The organism is Rhodococcus sp. NPDC079359, from assembly GCF_040702585.1.
Lineage (GTDB): Bacteria > Actinomycetota > Actinomycetes > Mycobacteriales > Mycobacteriaceae > Rhodococcoides.
The window spans coordinates 154,784-173,740 of the sequence record NZ_JBFBLH010000006.1; the positions used below are offsets into that span (position 1 = coordinate 154,784).

At 63.2% G+C, this 18,957-nt stretch carries 14 protein-coding genes; 3 read left to right on the forward strand and 11 right to left on the reverse strand.

From position 1 onward, the window contains the following. Positions 1 to 109: 109 nt before the first annotated feature. The 6 genes from AB0362_RS16230 to AB0362_RS16255 form a co-directional block, all read right to left on the reverse strand. Positions 110 to 2,011 (reverse strand): hypothetical protein, encoded by a 1,902-nt coding sequence (locus tag AB0362_RS16230; RefSeq protein ID WP_366235878.1) that lies wholly within the window; start codon positions 2,009 to 2,011, stop codon positions 110 to 112. Continuing rightward, a complete protein-coding gene (locus AB0362_RS16235; RefSeq protein ID WP_366235879.1) occupies positions 2,008 to 3,141 on the reverse strand; it encodes a VWA domain-containing protein in 1,134 nt (377 codons plus the stop codon). Before AB0362_RS16235 ends, AB0362_RS16230 begins: the two co-directional genes overlap by 4 nt. Before the next feature lie 20 nt (positions 3,142 to 3,161). Continuing rightward, on the reverse strand, positions 3,162 to 5,390 hold the full coding sequence (locus tag AB0362_RS16240) for a DUF5682 family protein (RefSeq protein WP_366235880.1): 2,229 nt from the start codon (positions 5,388 to 5,390) through the stop codon (positions 3,162 to 3,164). Beyond that, on the reverse strand, positions 5,387 to 6,475 hold the full coding sequence (locus AB0362_RS16245; RefSeq protein WP_317784844.1) for an AAA family ATPase: 1,089 nt from the start codon (positions 6,473 to 6,475) through the stop codon (positions 5,387 to 5,389). Before AB0362_RS16245 ends, AB0362_RS16240 begins: the two co-directional genes overlap by 4 nt. Then, complete coding sequence (locus AB0362_RS16250; protein WP_366235881.1) at positions 6,472 to 9,816, reverse strand: DUF4132 domain-containing protein; 3,345 nt, start codon at positions 9,814 to 9,816, stop codon at positions 6,472 to 6,474. Before AB0362_RS16250 ends, AB0362_RS16245 begins: the two co-directional genes overlap by 4 nt. 175 nt (positions 9,817 to 9,991) lie before the next feature. After that, positions 9,992 to 10,642 (reverse strand): LysE family translocator, encoded by a 651-nt coding sequence (locus AB0362_RS16255; protein WP_317810180.1) that lies wholly within the window; start codon positions 10,640 to 10,642, stop codon positions 9,992 to 9,994. 200 nt (positions 10,643 to 10,842) lie between these two features. Here AB0362_RS16255 and AB0362_RS16260 point away from each other — a divergent pair, with 200 nt between their 5' ends. Further along, positions 10,843 to 11,637: an endonuclease/exonuclease/phosphatase family protein gene (locus AB0362_RS16260; protein ID WP_366235882.1), complete on the forward strand. Its 795-nt coding sequence runs from the start codon at positions 10,843 to 10,845 to the stop codon at positions 11,635 to 11,637. 286 nt (positions 11,638 to 11,923) lie between these two features. On the opposite strand, the gene AB0362_RS16265 is transcribed toward AB0362_RS16260, so the two are convergent. Next, on the reverse strand, positions 11,924 to 13,246 hold the full coding sequence (locus AB0362_RS16265) for an MFS transporter (protein ID WP_366235883.1): 1,323 nt from the start codon (positions 13,244 to 13,246) through the stop codon (positions 11,924 to 11,926). Continuing rightward, positions 13,243 to 14,469 carry a M20 family metallopeptidase gene (locus AB0362_RS16270; RefSeq protein ID WP_366235884.1) on the reverse strand — a complete coding sequence of 409 codons (1,227 nt, stop codon included), beginning with the start codon at positions 14,467 to 14,469 and terminating at the stop codon, positions 13,243 to 13,245. Before AB0362_RS16270 ends, AB0362_RS16265 begins: the two co-directional genes overlap by 4 nt. A gap of 129 nt (positions 14,470 to 14,598) precedes the next feature. Between AB0362_RS16270 and AB0362_RS16275 the strand changes: the two genes are divergently transcribed. Beyond that, complete coding sequence (locus AB0362_RS16275; protein ID WP_317813300.1) at positions 14,599 to 15,639, forward strand: Lrp/AsnC family transcriptional regulator; 1,041 nt, start codon at positions 14,599 to 14,601, stop codon at positions 15,637 to 15,639. 85 nt (positions 15,640 to 15,724) lie between these two features. Here the strand turns inward: AB0362_RS16275 and AB0362_RS16280 are convergent, their stop codons facing one another. Next, a complete protein-coding gene (locus AB0362_RS16280) occupies positions 15,725 to 16,606 on the reverse strand; it encodes a serine hydrolase (RefSeq protein ID WP_366235885.1) in 882 nt (293 codons plus the stop codon). Next, positions 16,603 to 17,457 (reverse strand): LysR family transcriptional regulator, encoded by an 855-nt coding sequence (locus tag AB0362_RS16285; RefSeq protein ID WP_366235886.1) that lies wholly within the window; start codon positions 17,455 to 17,457, stop codon positions 16,603 to 16,605. The genes AB0362_RS16280 and AB0362_RS16285 overlap by 4 nt, the downstream gene beginning before the upstream one ends. A 104-nt stretch (positions 17,458 to 17,561) precedes the next feature. On the opposite strand from AB0362_RS16285, the gene bla reads away from it, so the two are divergent. Then, positions 17,562 to 18,500, forward strand: a complete 939-nt coding sequence (gene bla / locus AB0362_RS16290) for a class A beta-lactamase (RefSeq protein ID WP_366235887.1) — start codon at positions 17,562 to 17,564, stop codon at positions 18,498 to 18,500. A 3-nt stretch (positions 18,501 to 18,503) separates the two neighbouring features. Here bla and AB0362_RS16295 read toward each other — a convergent pair whose 3' ends face one another. Next, a complete protein-coding gene (locus AB0362_RS16295) occupies positions 18,504 to 18,956 on the reverse strand; it encodes a MarR family transcriptional regulator (protein ID WP_149407136.1) in 453 nt (150 codons plus the stop codon). Between the last annotated feature and the right edge of the window lies 1 nt (position 18,957).

The following is an 18,957-nucleotide window of genomic DNA, read 5'->3' on the forward strand; positions in this document are numbered from 1 at the left end:
TTCTGAACCAGATCTGCCATCGACGGCAACGCACTGTCTCAACGGCGTCGATCGAGGCGTAGCGCTTTCGTGTACCGAGTGGTGGAATCGTGCCGATCCTGTTGCGGGGTCAACATTCCTGCGCGACCGCGAGCCTGAGCAGGGCGTGGAGCCACGCGTCCAAGAGATCACCGATGTCCCCCGAGACGGAGTCCGCGACGCGAGTGAGTGCTGACGCCGTGGTGGTCATGCCTGAACCGGCGAGTTGTACAGCGGAACGTCGAAGGTACGTCGTGTCTGTTGCCGATGCGTGGCGTAAACCCTTGTGCGCAAGGTCGGCGAGCAGCTCCAGTGCAGTGTTCGGTGCATTCTGCAGCAGGTCGGTGCGGGTGGGAAGTGTGGAGGTTGTGGTGTCCGGCGCTTCGAGATCCGGTACGACCACGCCACCCACACCGGCGATGGCAAAGGGGCTTATCTGCAACAGGCCGTTTCGAATGCTCAGTCGCCCTGCGACGGCGGCCGGACCGGTCGACAGGCAGGAGTCGACGGCGTCCATTGCGCGCGGCGCGTACGACCGATAGTCGACGACTACCTCTGCCGCGGTTTGTCGTTCGTCACGTACTCGAATCGTCAGTTGCTGGCTTGCTGAGGAATATTCCTTGGAAAGAACGGATTCGACATGGACTACACCGACCCCTCTGGTCAGGATCCGCTCGCTCACGACCGACGGCGTGCGTCCGGCCAGCCGCGTGTGCTCGGCACCGTAGTCGTTGACCACCGTCAGAGACTTGGTCCATGTGTCGGTGCTCAGGGGCATGATCGCTGTGCGGCCGATCCCTCTGCGACCGAGCCTGATTCGGTGGTTGGCCTGCCGCACAGCAGATTCGGTGACCACAGTGGACGATGCCAGTGCTTCGATGGTGGTTCCGGCAACACGTCGCTTCGAGAGTGCGTGGCCCGTCGGTATCTCTCCGCTCGGTTCGGTCCATTCGGTTTGCAAGAGATGGACGGTGTCCGAATCAGGTTCCGCGAAGTACAGATCCGCGCGTATGTTCGGTCCCGTTCCGGTCACGTGGGTGCCGAGTGCGATGAGTCGGGTTTTACGAAGTGGGGTTTCGCTCGGAGTATTTGTGCCCAAAGCTGTTGCTGCGATCGACGAATCCTGAGATCGTCCGACACGTACTCGCGCATCGATTTCCGCGATGACGGTCGCGGCGCGGATGCGGCTGTGTCCGGCATGTCGGGAGCGGTAGGCCTCGACTTGATCGAGCAGTTCCGCGCACGCATCGGCCAGCCACACAGCAGTTCCCGCCTGTATCGAGCGCACCGTCCGCCGCAGGGCGACGTACTGTACTTCGGTCAGATGAGCGACACCGTCGACGAGAACTGTTCGTGCGAGCAACAACGCTGCGCCCGCGGTGGTGCTCTCCGGCATCACGCTTCCGCCCACGTGGACGGTGTCGTTGTGGCGTGCGTCGGCCTCGCGTACGGCCCAGACTGCGAGGGCGATGGACTCTGGGGTGGCCTCATCGGAAGCGGACGACCGTGCGAGCGTGAGCTCGTGGGGCACGAGGAACCGTACTGTGCTGTGCGGTAATTCGACCCGTACCGAAGGGTCGTCGCCTCGGGAACGGTGCACTGTTGCCGAATACCCTGTGCGGCGGATTTTCTCGGCTCGCCGGAGTGCCGACGCGCCGAGGTGTGCGATCAGTGCCCCGTCGTCGAATTCAGCTGGCGACCAGGTTGTGCTCGGAGCCGCTGGATGCAGAAGTCGATACGCCACGACCAGCCCTACAAGGTGGCGGCAGATCCCGGTCGCTTCGCACGTACACGAGGCGTCGGTGAACGCACTCTCGGCGAGAAGAATGGTCTCGACGCCGTCGGCGTAGTGAGCGACGACGGCGTCTTCGGAAACCGACAGTGTGGGAGGTTCGGTCGACTGCATGCGAAGCGCTCTCTTGAGGAGCCCTCGGTTGGCGACTGCGGCGAGTGCGTCGTCGGTCAGTGCAGCCAGGTCGGGTCTTGCCGTCATCGGATGCATTCGGCTACGAACTCGGCGAGACCCGCCGGTGTCATCGCTCCGACGTGCACACCTGCGCGGCTCAGTCGGCGGCCGATTTCACGGTCGTAATTCGGTTCACCGGACTCGTCGAGTGCGGCAAGAGCCAGTACACGAACTCCGTCGTCGGTCAGCCGGGTGATGGACCGAACGAATCTGTCCGCGTTGCCTCCTTCGTAGAGGTCCGAGATCACGGCGACGATCGTGCGTCGGGGTGTGTCGATCAGCTGTGCCGCGTAGTCGACAGCGCGAGTGCCATCGGTCCCACCTCCGAGCTGTACGCCCATCAGGAGCTCCACCGGGTCCAGTACCTCCGACGTCAGGTCGACGACTTCGGTGTCGTAGGCAACCAGGTGTGTCCTCAGCCCCGGGATGTTCCAGAAACAAGCTGCTGTGACAGCGGAATGGATGACCGAGTCCACCATCGACCCGGACTGATCGACCAACAGGATCAACGTCCACACGTCCAGGTGCCGACGAGTTCGAGACGTGAACAGAGGTCTCTGGATCGTGATCCGTTCGGTTTCCGAGGACCAGTGTTTCAGATTGGCGCGCACCGTTGCGGCGAAGTCGAAATTGCTGGCCGTTCGGTGAACGGTTCGGCGGCGATTCCGGGTGCCGTGAAAGGACTGTCGCACATCGACGGAGAGCTTTTCGATGAGCTCCCGCACGACCTTGTCGACAGCGTTTTTCGCCAGCTCGAGTACATGTGGTTCCATGAGGTGCTTGGTCCGAAGCACCGCGCGAAGCAGGCTCGCGCTGGGCTCGATCCGCGCGAGCGCGACCGGGTCGGTGATCACCTCGGTGATTTCGTACCTCTCCACGGCGTCCCGTTCCAGGCGTTGAACCGTCTCCTTGGGGAAGAGTCGGTGGATGTCATCGAGCCAGTCCACTGCCGTGACCGGGGAACTGCCCATGCCTGCCTCTCGTCGGACCGTGACCTCGGGACGCGATCGAGGCTGTACCGCGGAGGGCTGGCCTTCGCGAATACCGTGCGCGCGTCGCGACGGATCACGGTGATAGAGCCACTCCAACGCAGCGTTCTGTTCCGCGGCAGCGCCGTCGAGTTCCCCGAGGGCACCCGCGGATGCATCTCCGAGCACGAGCCGCCACCGTTCGCGGTTCACTGAAGGCCCGCCCGCGACAGAGCAACATCCACGCGGGCGTCGAGACGTCGCCCGTCATCGACCGACAGTTCCGGCCCGCCGAGCTCGGACTCACCGGGAGCCGGGGTGATGCCCACTCGGCGCGCAATGGATGCACGTTCACGTGGTGGAAAGAACTCGAATGCTTGTCGAAGCGCCGGCAGCACCAGCAGGAAATCGTGCTCGGTGGAGCTGCTCACGACATCGTCGACGACATCGAGGACGCGATCACTCGATTCGCTGTCCGAGAACTGCTCGCGTGCCACCCCGAACAGCCCGGACAGCCAGTCTCCCAGTTGTTCCGGCCGGACGGATGAGACCACGGAAAGGGCATCCGACGACGTCGTGGTGTCCCAGATTGCACCGAGGGCAGCACCACGAACATCGACTGCACCACCGGGATCGCGCGCTGTGGCGGCCAGCTCTCGGCTCGGATCGGCTGACAGTACCTCGGGTGCGTGACGCATCGCATCGGACAACGCAGCCACAGCTGCAATGCGCGAAAGGTCTGCTCCTGCCGGGGATGCGCGCAGACGCCCTGCCAGAACGGTGGTGCGCGCCGACGCCGAATCGATCACAGCGGCAAGCACAGTCGATCCGCGGCTTCCGAACAAAGAATCGTGACGCCACAGATCGAGCGATTCTCGAAGCAGCAGGCCGACGTCACCGAGCTCGAATGCATTCTCGATCGCCGAGACAGCGGCGCGGCCAGTGCGCCGCGATTGAGTATCGAGCCCGCACAGGATGGCGTCGAACAGTATTCGGGTGACCGCGGGAATGTCGGAACCGCAATTCGCCAACGCGGCGTCGAGTGCGACACCCGCGGCATTCGAGAGGGTGTGACCCTGGGCTGCAGCCTCGATGAGTGCCGGTATGCGGCCAGGGGAGTCGACCAGCGTCCACTGCTCGACCGAGACCGGATCGACCCCGCTCTCCGGCCCCGACTCGCGCTCGAAGCCCGGCACCGCCAGCACCCGAAGCTGATGCAGTATCCGGCTTCGGGTCCTGGCCGCCGGGTCGATGAGGTCGAGGACGATCGTCGTTCCGAATGCGAGTGATTCTGCGTCGAGGAGATTCACGACATGATGAACGAGTCCGGGAACCGGTGAAGCTGGGTGCAGAGAACCACGTCGAGTTCCCCGCAGGGTAGCGAGGCACAATTCGATCACTGGATGCTTCTGTCCCCGAGCGGAATCGGCATTCGTGGTCCACGGCAATCGAGTCGGTAGCGCTTCGTCGATCAGCGTCGAGGCTGCAGCGTCCAGCACGTCGGTTCGGGTGGGGACCGCATGTCCGCGCAGACTCGCCAAACCGTACATCTGCTGTCTCAGACCGATGAAATCGACGGTCGACGCCGGGTGTCCGTGAGATCGAACGTTGCGGACGATGGCGGCGATCGCTGTGTCGGCGACCGTGACCGGATCGCGCCATGCGGACTCGCACCACCACGGATACACCGTCGACATTCGTTCGTAGGAGTACGGCACGAGGTAGCTGCCGACGTCGAGTTCGGGGTCAGGCGTCGGAACAGAAGGCCGGGTGAAGCTGTCGGACAACGAGGTTCGGACCAATTCCGCCATGATCGCAGGACGGTGCAATCCGCCACACACGACAACGACGGCTCCCCGTGACGGACTGTCTCGGATCGTGTGTATCCACGAGGCCATGTACCGTTCGCGCTCGGACACCGTGAGGTCGTCGGCTCGGACTGCGTCGAAGTACTCGTTGAGCAGGTCGGTCATCGCATCTGTGGTCAGCTCGGTTGCGCGCGATTCGATCACGCGCTCCCACAGTGCATCTTCCGTGTCGACGGCCAGTCGCGCGAGCATCGACGACACAGCCGGCCCGTGCGGCGGAGAGGTGTCGTCGAATTCGGGGTGCCAGGTCGGTAGGTCGATGAAAGACGGTCTTGCACCCATCTTCGACGCGCTGCGAAGTGCGACCCATTCCGGGGACCACTCGGTGAAGGGCGTCCAGGTCACACGTGACCGGTGTTCTCGCCTCACGTGCGAGAACAGGGCTATCGGCAGCGTGTGGTCGAGGAGCAGCTCGTCGAGCCGGCCGTTGAAATCGACCGGACCTTCGATCAGAACATGACTCGGCTCGAGCTGGGCGATGGTGTCGGCCACGACTCGTGCGCACACCGGGCTGTTGTGTCGTATACCGATGACCACCAGGGGTTTCTGAGCGCCCGAAGGGATGTTCACGGTCCGACCAGGCGCGCGTGCGCTCTGCGAAGTTCCTGCCACCCGCTCTCTGCTCTGTGTGAGGTCCGCTGCTCGATGTATCGGCGAAGGCGTGCTGCGTCCTCGCTGTTGTCCTTGGTCGCAGTTCCAGCGAGTGACTCCGCCAGATCACCGATCGTTCCGCTGTCGCCCCGGAGATACCACCCTCGTACGCCGGTCGCGTGTGCCAGGGACACTGCTTCCGCAGTGCTCATCACCGACGACAATCGCTCGACCGGAGCGCCTCCCTCGGTGAAGCCTGTTCTGAGCTCCCGGAACAACGTCACCAGAATGTCGGTCACCGCGGGATCTTGCTCGACTGTGACGCCCGAAGCCCGCAGCAGCGCCGACGATTCCGCGCGCACCAGCGCCCGCTCGGTCTCGAAATCAGCGATGGGGTGCACTGTCTCGAAGTTGAATCGGCGCCTGAGCGCTGCGCTCATTTCGTTGACACCCCGGTCCCTGGTGTTCGCCGTCGCGATGACGTTGAACCCTTCCCGGGCGAAGACCATCGCGTCGGTGCCGCCGAGTTCGGGCACTGCGAGGACTCGCTCGGACAGAAGGGAGAGCAACGTGTCCTGAACTTCCAACGGACATCGGGTCAACTCCTCGAACCGAACGATTCGTCCCTCCGACATACCGCGCAGCATCGGAGCCGGCACCAACGATCGAGCCGACGGGCCCTCGGCGACGAGCAGTGCATAGTTCCACGAGTACCGAATCTGGTCTTCTGTTGTGGCTGCGCCACCCTGAATCGTCAGCGTCGAGTCTCCGCTCACGGCGGCGGCGATCAATTCGGACAGTAAAGATTTCGCTGTTCCGGGCTCACCGACGAGCATCAACCCGCGCGTGGTGGCGAGAGTGACCAGTGACCTCTCGACGAGAGAGGGGTTGCCGACGTATTTCGCGACCACATCGAGCGAGGCATCTCCCATCACGAATGCGCGTGCCGCGGTCATTGTCAGCCGCCATCCGGGAGGACGTGGTCCGGAATGGCTCTCGGCCAGACGTGCCAGTTCGTCGGCGTAGCGCTCCTCGGCGGGAGGGCGCTGCACGCGTGTGGTCACGAGGCGAATCCGGCCAGATCGGCGATGAGCTCCGATACCGTTGCGCGATCGACGTCGCCGAGCGTTCCGCCTCGGAGGTCGACGGACACGAGCTTCTGGTCGGGGTATCCGTTGTAGGGATCCCCGGTCCCCATACCTGGTTCGAGTCCCAGTAGTACGGAGACGTCGTCGCTCAATCGGTACAACAGGCCTTGCCCCCATGAAGCCGGGTTCTCCCACACCGGCTCCCAGCCGCGGTAGGTCAATCGCAGCGCCTGACTCGGGGTTGCGGTGACGCCGGTGAATCGAGCCAGGCCGCTACCGTCGACATCGCCGGGAAGCGGGTCGTGGACCGGACGCCCGAGTTGCGGAAATGGCTGCAGGATCTCGTAATCGGCGAACACGTCGGACCATGCTCCGACGGTGTCGGGAATGTGTGCCGGGTGGACGAGACCGATGGTGCCGTCGCCGAGGGTGACGGCGTTGTCGTCGACGTCAGCTGGACTGTTGTCTTCCGAGATCCGGAACACGGTCGTCGGGTGCGGGCCGGTGCCGAACTCCCCCCACAGCAGGCGGCGGGCGATGTGAATGAGCAGGGGATTGCCGAGCACGAACCGAGTGAACTCATCGTTCGTCCAGCGTCGTCCGGTCACCATCGATCTGTTGAAACGCTTTATCTGCTTTGCAGCAACACTTTTGACCTCACGCTTCAAGTTCGCGAACCGCTTTTTCGCGTCCTCGGCAGCTATTGGGTCGTCTCGTGTTGTCGGCTTCGGAAGTCCGGCAGTCTTCTTGCCGTTTTCGTCGAGTACGAATGGAACCAAGGCCTCGGTGAATCCGACTGTGAACGAGCGTGGCCCGTAGCTCAGGGACATCGTTCCTTCAGGTGTCAGATCGAGATCCGGGACGATGCGGTCGGCCAACTGCTCGTGATCGAGTCCCAGACTCTCCGCGAGTTCGGCTACGCGTTCCTTGGCTCCGTTCTTGAGCGACTTGAACTTCATCTTGCGCGAGATGTGGTCGAGCTCGGTGAGCGCGCGCGTCGATCCGTGCGCGGCCAAGGCGTCGAGACCGAGTTGCGCACGAGCGGTTCCGTTTTCGCCGGGCCACTGGCGGATGAGGGGTGCCAGTCGTGTTACGGCGGTGTCGTCGCCCAGCCATCCCAATGCCAGGATCGACCAGTTCTCCTTGGACGGTGCGCCGTTGCCCCACCACCGCTCGAATACGGCCCATACGGCGGTGCCCAGAGACCTGCGGTCGCAGTGGGCCGCGGCGAGGTCGAGTCCCGCGTACGGGGCGTCCACGGTGCTGATTGCGCACATGGTCAGCATGTGGTTCATCGCCGAAACCGGAAGCTTCGCTGATCGATCTGCAGTCAACACCGTTGGAAGAGTGGGCGTGTCCACCCATTCGGGAATCTTGGGAATGCGTTTGGGGAGTACTTCCAGAGGATCGAGATCCACAATCGCGGCAATTGCGTCGACCTCGTCCTGTCCGTACTTCGTGGTTGCACCTAGGACGGTCTCGCGCGACGTCGCTCGTGCCAGGGCACGCAGGGCGGTCGTCGCGTGATCTCGCTGTTTACCTGGCTTGCCCAGAGCGTCGGGAACGAGCAGAGCGGCTGCGTCGTCAGCGTGTCGAACGAGCCACGCCAGAGCGGGTTTCCGAAGATTCTTCCGGGTCGCGAACGCGGTCGCCTGAAGGCGCGCAACGTCGATATCGACGTAGGGCATGAGGTACGGGGCAGCTGCGCCCGGGTGTGCGCGGGCGAAACGCAACATCATCGGCAGGGCGTCGAGTTCGAAGCGCGCCACAACCCGCAACGGTTCTTTGAGTGTTGTGCCGGGCCAGTCGGTCAGAAGCGGGCGGGCCACATCGTCGGGCGCGAGGACGAAGATGTACTGGGCAACGAAGTCGCGGACCGTCGCCGGGTTCGTGTCGGGGACGTAGCTTCTCTTGAATGTTTCCCAGGTGTAGTACTCGCGGCGGGAGTTCTGAAGTTCCTCGCGCTCGCCGGGGAGCCACTCGATCTTTCGAATGTCCGGTGTCGCGATGCCGGGAAACACGTTCGGAGGGTTTGCTTTGTGCTTGCGCGTCCACGGCGGGTTCACGAGTATCTCGGGCAGGTCGGTCGCCTCAGGGACTTCAGCTGTCAGTTCGGTGATTCGCCGCTGCTCTGTCTCCGGCAGCGTCGGTGCCATTTCGATAGCGAGCTCTGGATTCTGGCGGACATGACGATCGAACAGCGATAAATTCTGGCCGGCGAGAAGCCGCATTGCGCGACGCGGATAGTGCCGCATGGCGTGCACCACAGCAGGTAGTGCGCCCTTCATGCTGCTTCGTGCGGCGAGAGCCGAGAATGCGTCGTCGCTGGGGATCGCGGACAAGGCCTGGAGCAGTCGCATCGGAATCGCGTCGTCCTGAACGTACCGATACCGTTCGGGAGCGTCGAGCAACTCTGTGAGCATCGGTGTGAGTTCGGTACCGACTCCCTCGACGACGGCAGCAACCGTCGCGTCGTCGCGAATCCACGACTCTTGCCCGTAGGGCGCTGCGATCCGTTTCAGCTCCGCCGCGGAGTTCGACGAAGTGATCAACTGTGAGATCCAGTGGTAATGAGGCGCGTCGGCACCCGAAATGAGTTGTCGGGACCAGTCCTTTTCGGTCGGAAAGAGGTACGACGCTGTCAGTTGTCGGACAGTGTTGGTTCGGAGCGGTGCGACCGCATCGCGGGCCGCTGCGTATTCCTGGTCGGAGGCGACCGCGAGGAGTCCTCGCATGCGATCGAGCACTTCTTCCCGAGCCGAGTATCGGATCTGCTCGTCGGTTGAATCCGACTGCGCGAGTCGTTCCTGCTGAACGTAGCGAGGTAGCTCGACGGGCACCGAATCGTCGGTGTGGCCGATTCGCGACACCATGATCATCGTGTCGGGCGGGAGCTCGGAGACCGGAACCGTGACGTAGACGAACTTCGTGTCGGAATACTCCATTAATGCTTCGGTGGCGAAGACAAGACCGTGACGAGCGACCCAGCCGTCGACGAACACCGTGTGCGGAACTTCGTGATGGTTCAAGAAGCGTCCGAGGAGAAATGCGAAGACGGCCGCACCGACCGGGGTGTGCGTCCCAGCTCGGTAGTCCCGAGCCGCCAGCGCAAGTGGCGACGGGTCCGGATCGGCGTCCAAATACCTTGTGGTCCAGCGAACGTACTCGTCGTTGGTTTCGACGGCCTCGCGAAGCACGGTACCGGCATCGGGCGATACGGGCTCGACGTGCGTCCTGAACCCGCCGTGGCGCGGATACTTCATCGGGAGCCAAGTCGCATGCGGAGCGAACGCTGATTCGTTTGTGCTCTCGTCCACGCAGCTCCTTGGTACTCGCAAATATGGCGCTCTGTTGTCTGGAGGATGATAGCGGTCCGAACTATCTGCGGCAGTCTGTTTCAGACTGCTGGGTCTGTCGCTGTCGTTCAACTCGTGGATGCCACGATCCGACTTCTCGCTCGTATTGCTTTTTCGCGGAGTCAGCCGGTCGGGCTCAACCCAGAACGCCGTCGACGACAAGTGCGCCGGCGAAGATCAGCAGCAGAACACCTACTCCGAGTTCGAGGTTGGCCAGTCCTCGCGGGCCGAGGTTGCGAAAAGCCCTGACGCCGAACAGGACCAGTATCGGCAGATAAAGAACCCCGACCAGGACGTCGGCGGCACCCAGGACTCCGAGTTGCATGGCGACAGGCCACGAGGACGATCGGTCGACGAACTGCGGCAACACGGCGACGAAAAACAGGATCACCTTCGGGTTGGTCAAGTTGGTGACGAAGGTACTTCGGAAGGCGCGTCGACGGGCATGACTACCGGATACCGACTCGGGGCCGACGGTGAGGGAACTCCCGCCTGAACGCCTCGTGCTGGCGCTTGCCAAAAGCGCCCGAATGCCGAGGTAGGCGAGATACACGGCCCCGAGGATTGCAAGGACGGTGAGGATGCCGGGAAGCGCGACGATCAATGCCGACAGGCCAACCGCGCTGACGAGCATATGCACGGCCAAGCTGCACAATGCGCCGGCAGCTGCTGCCATCGCGACGATCCGTCCTTTCACACTCGAACGCAGGATCATCACAGTGTCGGGCCCGGGGGAGATGTAGCTGGCCAACACCAACGACAAGAAGACGGCCCACTGCACACTCACGGGTGCTCGATCTCCTGTCGGTTCTTGGTCGGGTGATGGATAAACATAGAGTGCATCGGCGGCGTCGGTGAAGGGGAATTCGTGCATCGCGACGCTGTGTGCAAGGTCCCGGGTCGGGTGCTGCTCCGACGTTTGGTGGATCGTCACTGCTGCATCGAAATTGACTGTTCCAGGTCGAGCTCGTCTGCCATCATGACGCCGTGAAGATCGTGTCGATCAATGCGTGGGGTGGTGCCATGTACGACGAGCTCGTCGCCTGGCTGAAAACCGTTGAAGCCGATGTCATTTGTCTTCAGGAGGTCACTCGCACTCCGCATCGATCGGGCTGGGCGACGTTCGCGGACGGTGAGCGCACTCTGCCGCAACGGCTGAACTTGTTCGACGACGTGTCGGCGGTGCTTCCCGGATATACGCCGCATTTCGTCGCGAACGACGCGGGGCCTGTCACGGACGGTGACGGTACCGAGCTGAGGCAGGACTTCGGCATCGCCACCTGGGTGCGTGACGACGTTCCCGTCGTAGGAATCGATGCGAGGTTCGTTCACTCCCGGTTCGTCGATCACGCGGAGTGGAACGTCGACGACCGACCGCGAGCTGCCCTGACGATCACCGTTCGCGATCGGGTTGCCGAAAGCTTCATCTCTGTCATCCAAGTGCACGGGCTGCGAGATCCAATCGGTAAGGGCGACAGTCCCGCTAGGTTCGAGCAGGCCCAGAAGCTAGCGGAGATCGTCGAGCACGTTCGGCCGGTGAGTGACGAAATCGTCCTGTGCGGAGACCTGAATCTGCTGCCGTCGAGCGAGACGTTCACGCTGCTGGCCGAGCATGGGATGACCGACTTGGTGGGAGAAGCCGATACCCGAACGTCGAGGTACACGAAACAAGTGCGCAGTGCCAGCTATCTGCTGGTGTCCTCGCCGTTCGAGGTACGCAGCTTCGAGATCGTCGCCGCGCCGGAGGTGTCCGATCACCGAGCACTTGCGCTCGACCTCTGAGGGCCGGGTCCTGGTTCGAGCTCGGCGCGTTGCCCGTCTCGGGCAGGTAACAACTCCGCTGCAACGGTGGACAGGGCGCTACCGAGTCCGAGAAAGTGCGTTCGTCGAGCCTGGCAAGAGACTTCGAGGTCACACAGGACCGAGCGTAATTTCGGACATCGATCAACGAGAGAGCATGCCTACTGTGTTGTTTCGCGACGAAGGGCGAGAGGCGGCAGCACGGTCGAAACAGGGGTGGGGATCCGTACTGTCGTCGCTTCTTCGCACGAGCCCACCCACCCAGTCGCTACGAATCGACCTCTGAAGCGGCCAGATCGCGTTCTCTCGTCTCGGGAATTGTGATCAGAGCGGCTATGGATACCGCAAGCAGAGCAAGTGTGTACCACTGGAACAGGTCCGGCGTTCCACGCTCGGCGAAGAATGTCTGCACGTAGGCAGCAGTTCCACCGAACGCGGCAACCGCGATCGAATACGGAACCCCTACTCCCGCGGCTCGCATGCCGGTGGGAAACAACTCCGCCATCATCGCAGGCATGACGGCCAGGATTGCTCCGATGGCACACAACGCCACCGACATCGCCAGGAACAACGTGAGCGCGCTGGATCCGACCATGGCGTCGAGCGGAAAAAGTAGCAGCGCGATTCCGATGTTTCCTATGAACAGCACCGGCTTTCGCCCGATTCTGTCCGAGAGTGCACCCCAGACGGGGAGTGATGCGATCAAGACGACATTGGCTCCCACACCCGCCCACAATGCGCCGGACGGGTCGATTCCGCGCACCGTGATGGCATAGGCCGGTGCCGATACTGCCCACACGTAGTAGAAGACCGTGCCGCCGACGCTGAAGAAGAGCACCTGCAGAACCTGGCGCCGATGTGCCGAGAATTGCTCCCTCATCGATATTTTCGCGTGAACATCGCCGGACTTCTCGTATACCTCGGTCTCGGCCATGCGCGAACGCATCCACAGCACGAACAGTCCGAGCACGCCGCCCAACAGGAACGGAAGTCGCCATCCCCAGTCCGTCATTTGCTCACCGGTCAGCGTTGTCGTCAACAGGGCACCCAGGAGCGTGCCTGCGACCACACCCGAGGTATTGGAGATGTAGATCAGACTCGACCACAGTCCCCGACGTTCGGAGGGCGCGTACTCGATGATGTACGTCTGCGCGGAGGGTAATTCACCGCCGTGAGCGACGCCCTGAGCAAGACGGGCCAGCACCAGGACGACGGCCGCTGCGGCACCGATCGTTTGGTGGGTCGGCGTCAGACCGATGACGAGACTACCGATCGAGGCCAGTGCGACAGCGAGTGTCATCGACAGCTTGCGTCCACGGCGGTCGGACAACCAGCCGAACAGGAGACCGCCGAAGGGACGTGCGACGAAACCGACCGCGAAGACACCGAACGATGCCAGTAGGTCGGAGACCGGAGATCCGGTGTGAAAGAACTGGGGCGCGAAGAAGGCAGCGAAGATCGCGTAGACGGTCCAATCGAAGTACTCGATTCCGTTTCCGGCCCCCACTCCCACAATGGCTTTGGTCTTCTCCCATCGGTCGTTCGGTCGAGCTTGGCTCGGTGTCACTCCGGTGGTTGCGCTCTCGGTCATGGTGCATCGCTTTCGGGTGAGGGGGTGTGGTCGAGCCGTCCGATGGCCAGTCCGGCGTAGACAGTCGCGGCGTCGGCGAGGACGGAATCGTCGAAACAGGCTCGGGGCGAGTGGTTCATCGGCGCGGTAGCAGTGTCGGCGTCGGGCATGCATGCTCCCAATCCGATGAAAGCTCCGGGAATATCCTGGAGTACGTACGAGAAGTCTTCGGATCCGGACAGAGGGTGTGGAGCCGTTTCGTACCGCTCCTCACCGAGAAGTTCGACGACCGTCGCTGCCCCGCGCTGGACTTCGGTGGCATTGTTCACGGTCATCGGAAACTCGGCGATCACGTCGACGTCGACGTCGACGCGGTGTGCCGACGCGACTCCGTCGAGAACCCGTCGCAGCGCGGTGGGTACGGCGTCGTACGTGACTTCCGAGTAGCACCGCACCGTGGCCTCGAAGTACGCCTCGTCGGGAATGATGTTGTGGCGTGAGCCCGCTCGTACCTTCGCGACCGTGACGACTACGGGATCGAAGATGTCGAACGTCCGCGTGACCATTGTCTGCAGCGATGTGATCATCTCGGCCATCGCCGTCACCGGGTCACGTGCCGTCGAAGGTGACGAGCCGTGACCGCCTGCCCCTTGCACGGTGACGATGAGTCGGTACGACGCGGCGAGCAAGGTGCCGGGTCGGGAAAAGAATGTGCCGTTGGATTGTTGGGAGGAGAAGACGTGCAATCCGTAGGCCGCGTCCGCTCGTCGGCCCGATGCGTCGAGCACGCCTTCCTCGATCATCGTCGCTGCGCCGTCCCAACCTTCCTCGCCCGGTTGGAACATCAGCACCACATCGCCTGCGATGTGGTCACGATGACGTGAGAGCAGCTGGGCGGCACCGACCAATGCGGCAGTGTGCAGATCGTGGCCGCAGCCGTGCATCGCACCGTTCTGCGAGGCAAAGTCCAAGCCGGTCTGTTCCGTAACCGGTAATCCGTCCATATCGGCTCTGAGGAGCACTGTGCGCGCGAAGTTGTCAGTCGGTTTCGTTCCGCGCAGAACAGCGGTCACCGACGTCGTGCGGGTGCCCGTACGGACCTCGAGTGGCAGGCCATCGAGTGCTTGCAGCACCGTTTCCTGCGTACGCGGCAGATCCAGACCGACCTCGGGCTGCCGATGCAGTGTGCGTCGGAGCTGCTTCAGATCGCCGGCCAAGGCGTGGGCGTCGTCCAGTAGATTCATTGATCACCTTTGTGTCGACAGCCATCCATCGGGGTTGACTGTGTCCGTCCTCATAGTGTCTGGTTGCCCCTACGAGGAGCACCCATCTTCGTCAGAAGCGATCACCCAGCGAACCCATGAAGGTGTTCTGTGCAAGAAATGCTGACCGAATCCGAACTTTCGCTCGTTCATGCTCTCCAGATCGCACCGCGGGCTTCGTGGACGGATCTCGCTCCGATCCTGGGTTCCACCGCCGCGACGCTGGCTCGGCGATGGCATTCGATAGTCGAGCGTGGGCTGGCGTGGATCACCGCGTACCCCGCACCGTTGACCGGAGCGGGTGCGATCACCGCCATGATCGAGGTGACGTGTGGACGCGTCGGCTCAGCGGAGCTTGTCGATGCGTTGGTCCAGGATCCGCGAGTGGTGTCGATCGAGCATGCTGCGCGTGGCCGAGACCTGGTGTTGACGGTGCAGACGTCGTCGCTCGACGAGCTGACCGGTTTGGTGCTCGACGATCTGCCGGGCTTCGACAGTGTTCGATCGACTCAAACCCACACGTGCACGGCGTTGCACGTGGAAGGAAGTCGGTGGAGGTTGGACTCATTGGATGGCGCACAGCATTCCGCGGTCGCCGCGCTCGGCGAATCACCTGATCGGTCCGGGTACGCGCGTCCGGAAAGCCTGACCGATCAGGTGGCGCGCTCGCTCGTCGGTGAACTGACGGGAAACGGCCGGGCGTCGGCCCCTGAAATAGCGTCCGCGCTCGGTCGACCTACGTCGTCCGTTCGGCGGCAGCTTGCTGCGCTTCTGCGTTCTCGCGCAGTCGTGCTGCGATGTGAAGTGGCACAGGATGCTACGCGCTGGCCGATTACCGTGACGTGGTGGTGTCGGCTCCCCGTGCAGGCGCATCAGGAGGTCGTCGAGATCATCCGTGCACGTTCGGAACTGCGACTCTGCATGTCGCTCACCGGACCCGCGAACTTCCTACTCAGCATGTGGGTGTCCTCCGTGCCCGAAATTCTGCGAGTACAGGAATGGCTCGAAAGTCGGGCTCCGAGCTTGCACATCATCGAATCGTCGGTGACGCTGCGTTCACGGAAACGAATGGGTTGGGAACTCGGTGCCGAGGGCCGCGCAACCGGATACGTCACCACGTCGGGCGGGTCGACGTGGACCCTTCCTCGGTGAGTCGAGGTCATCCTGCTCGAGTCCAGATACCCGTCTGACCTCACCACGCAGGGTGATCATCTCTTCGTGGTCTTCGGCACTGCTCCTAGCGAACTGTTGTCACTGCGACTCGTGCCGCGTGACCGATGGCCTGATCGACCAGTGGGAGGTACAGATCCATCCGCGCGGCCCGGGTGAAGACCGACACCGCGACGGGCTCCTCGCCCGGAAACGACACCACGGCAACCTCGTTGCGGATGGGTCCGATGGTGCCGGTCTTGCCTGCGACCTCTACATCCGGGTACGGAATCCCACTGCGAATTCTGTGCGGCCACACCTGCTGGGACAGAACTCCTCTCATGTACCTGCACTGTTCCGGTGATGCGGCAGTGCCCAACCAGATCGCACGGAGCACCGCGTTGCTGTCGCGGGGTGTGGTGCAGGAGGTGTAGGCGGGATCGAAACCCGCACTGTCGATCACCGAGTAGTTGCTGGCCAGCAATCCCAACGCCTCGTCCGCGTTCAACCTGCCGGTGTCCCGCACGATCTGGTCACCCAGTGTCTTCGTGCCACCGACGATGCGGGTGTCTTCGAGCCCGAGTGAGTCGATCACCCGCGAGAGTGCATCGAGGCCGAGTGCACCGAGAAGTGCGTCCGCCGCAGCATTGTCGGAGACAGTGATCATCGAACGCGCGACGTCCCGCCAACTCATCGTCACCGGATCGGCGTAGCTCGCTATTCCCGTCGGCCCCGGACTGCACTGCGCCGGGACGAGCCGCACCGAATCGGTTGCAGCCAAGACGCCCTCGTCGAACGCGCGCGCCGTGGCAACCAGCAGCACGATCTTCCACACCGACGCGGCGACAACAGGATCGTCGCCCTCGAAGTCGACGACCGTGCCGGTACCGTCGACCCGCTCGGCGCGTACCCAACCGCGGCAGCCGGCATCGGCGAATACTGCGCGAAGCTCTTCGTCGGTCGTGTTCATCTACAGGCCTGCAACAGGATTCGATCGATGAGATCCACCAGAGGTTTCACCGAGTCGTCGCGACGCACGATCCGAACCCGAAGCGCGACATCGTCGGCAGCGAGGTCGAGGTGCTCGGTTCCAGGCAGTACCGGGCTCGCGGCCGGAACGAGTCCGAAGCAGCGACCCGACGCGACGCCGATAGCGGCATCGCGAACGGTGTTCGCGATGAACACCTCTGGGTCGAGAGCATGGCGTCTGAACGCGTCGAGAATCAGATCGTGTGCGGGTGGATTCGCAGTCCTCGGTGCAGTCGCGAAGGCGAGGTCCGACAACATGGTCAGTCGTGGCCGCTCTGCCCGAGCCGAGCGATGTCCCGCAGGAACTCTGACTCGCCGGGGGAGTGCGATGACCGGTCCGGCCGACAGTCGGTCGAGTACCACCGGATGATCGACCACCGCGACGTCGAGGTCGTGTGAGCGCACCCCGTCGAGCAACGACACTGCACCGGCGGTCTCCACACGTGCCTGAACGCCCACGGATGCGGCGATCCGCGCGGCGATCCCATCGTCCAGTTGGGGGATGAGTCCGATGCGAACCGTCCCGGACGTAGTGAGTGATCTTGCGGTAGTGGTCAATCGGCGCGCGTCGTCGACGATCAACCGGGCTCGAGGCAACAGCGCAGCGCCGTGCTCGGTGATGGCGGCACCGTCGGGCGTTCGCTCCACGAGTGTGAGTCCGAGGTGCTTCTCCAATGCCTTGATCGCTCGCGACACCGGTGGCTGCGTCACGCCGAGAGTTGCCGCGGCGCGGCCGAAGTGACGTTCTTCGGCGACGGCGACGAAATACTCGAGATGGCGAACCAGGTCCACCGACCTATTGAAACACGCTCAGCTGCCCCGATACCGAAGAGGAATGATCCGGCTGCGTCCCGGGACTTGGCCCCAGGGTGCCCGTATGTGATCGGGTGACTCCCATGCGTACCTCGACCTCCACCCGACTGATCACCGCTATCGCAGCGGTGACTCTCACACTGACCACAGGCGTCGCGTGTTCGGCGACGACCACCGTAGAACCACCGCAGACCGCTGCAACCACCACCGAACAGTCCGTCGATGAACAGTCCAGTACCGAACAGGTCTATCTCGATTTCGAGGCCAGGGATAATGCTCGACTCGGCGTCAGTGCTGTCGATCTCGCCTCGGATTCCACCGAAAGTCATCGAGGCGACGAACGTTTCGCGTTCTGCTCCACATTCAAGGTGTACGCCGTCGGTGCCGTACTTGCCGCCGTCGATGCAGGTGCACTGCAGCTGAGCGACACCAGAACGATCACCGCAGCGGATAAGGTGCCCGAGTCCGCAGTCGACTGGGAACCAGGATCCGTCGTCACGATCGCAGACCTGGCGGCGGCCGCATTGACCGAGAGCGACAACACCTCCGGCAATCTTCTGATCCGTGAGGCCGGTGGAACTGCGGCTCTCACCGAGTTCGCGAGGTCGCTGGGCGACACCGAGTTCCGGCTCGACCGCACCGAGCCTGAACTCAATACCGCTATCCCCGGAGATTTACGCGACACCACAACACCGAACTCGATGGCCGCCGGCTACCGAACCTTGCTCGACGGCGATGTGCTGACCGCGGACTCACGCGAACAGCTGTTGGCCTGGATGGCCGATACTCAGACCTCCGACGCCCGGTTCCGCGCCGCGCTCCCGGCAGGGTGGACTTCGGCCGACAAGACCGGCACGGGCAGTTACGGCGTCTCGAACGATGCAGGGCTGTTGCTGGGACCGGACGGGCAGCGAATTCTCGTGGTCGTCCTCAGTGCTTCGACGTCAGACACCGAAGATTCACCGGCCATGAATTCCCTCGTTGCCGATGCGACGCGTCAGGTCGTCGAACAACTGCAGTGATTCTCAACCCTCCGCGCGGCGGACGGCGTCGACCAGTGGGATCAGATCCGGCTCGGTCGACGCCTCGTCGAGTGCCTCGCGCAGCGCCGCATCGTTGGTCGGTCGCGCGGCCTCGAGCAGGGCCAGGCCCTCTTCACTGACGTCGGTGTAGATGCCTCGGCGATCGGTGGGGCACAGGTACCGAGTGAGTAGTCCGCGGTCTTCGAGTCGGGTGACCAGTCGCGTCGTCGCACTCTGGCTCAGCACGACGGCGTCGGCCACCTGCTTCATTTGCAGATGCCCGCCCTCCCCGTCGTGCTGCCTGCCCAGGACGTCGAGCAGCCAGTACTCACGAGCACTGAGGTTGTGCTCGGCCTGTAGTGCGCGTTCGATCCGACCCTCGATCCGGCCGTGCAGCACCGCCAGCGCCAGCCAGTTCTGCGCCAGCGCCGTCAGCGCGGGGTCGTGTGCGGTCATT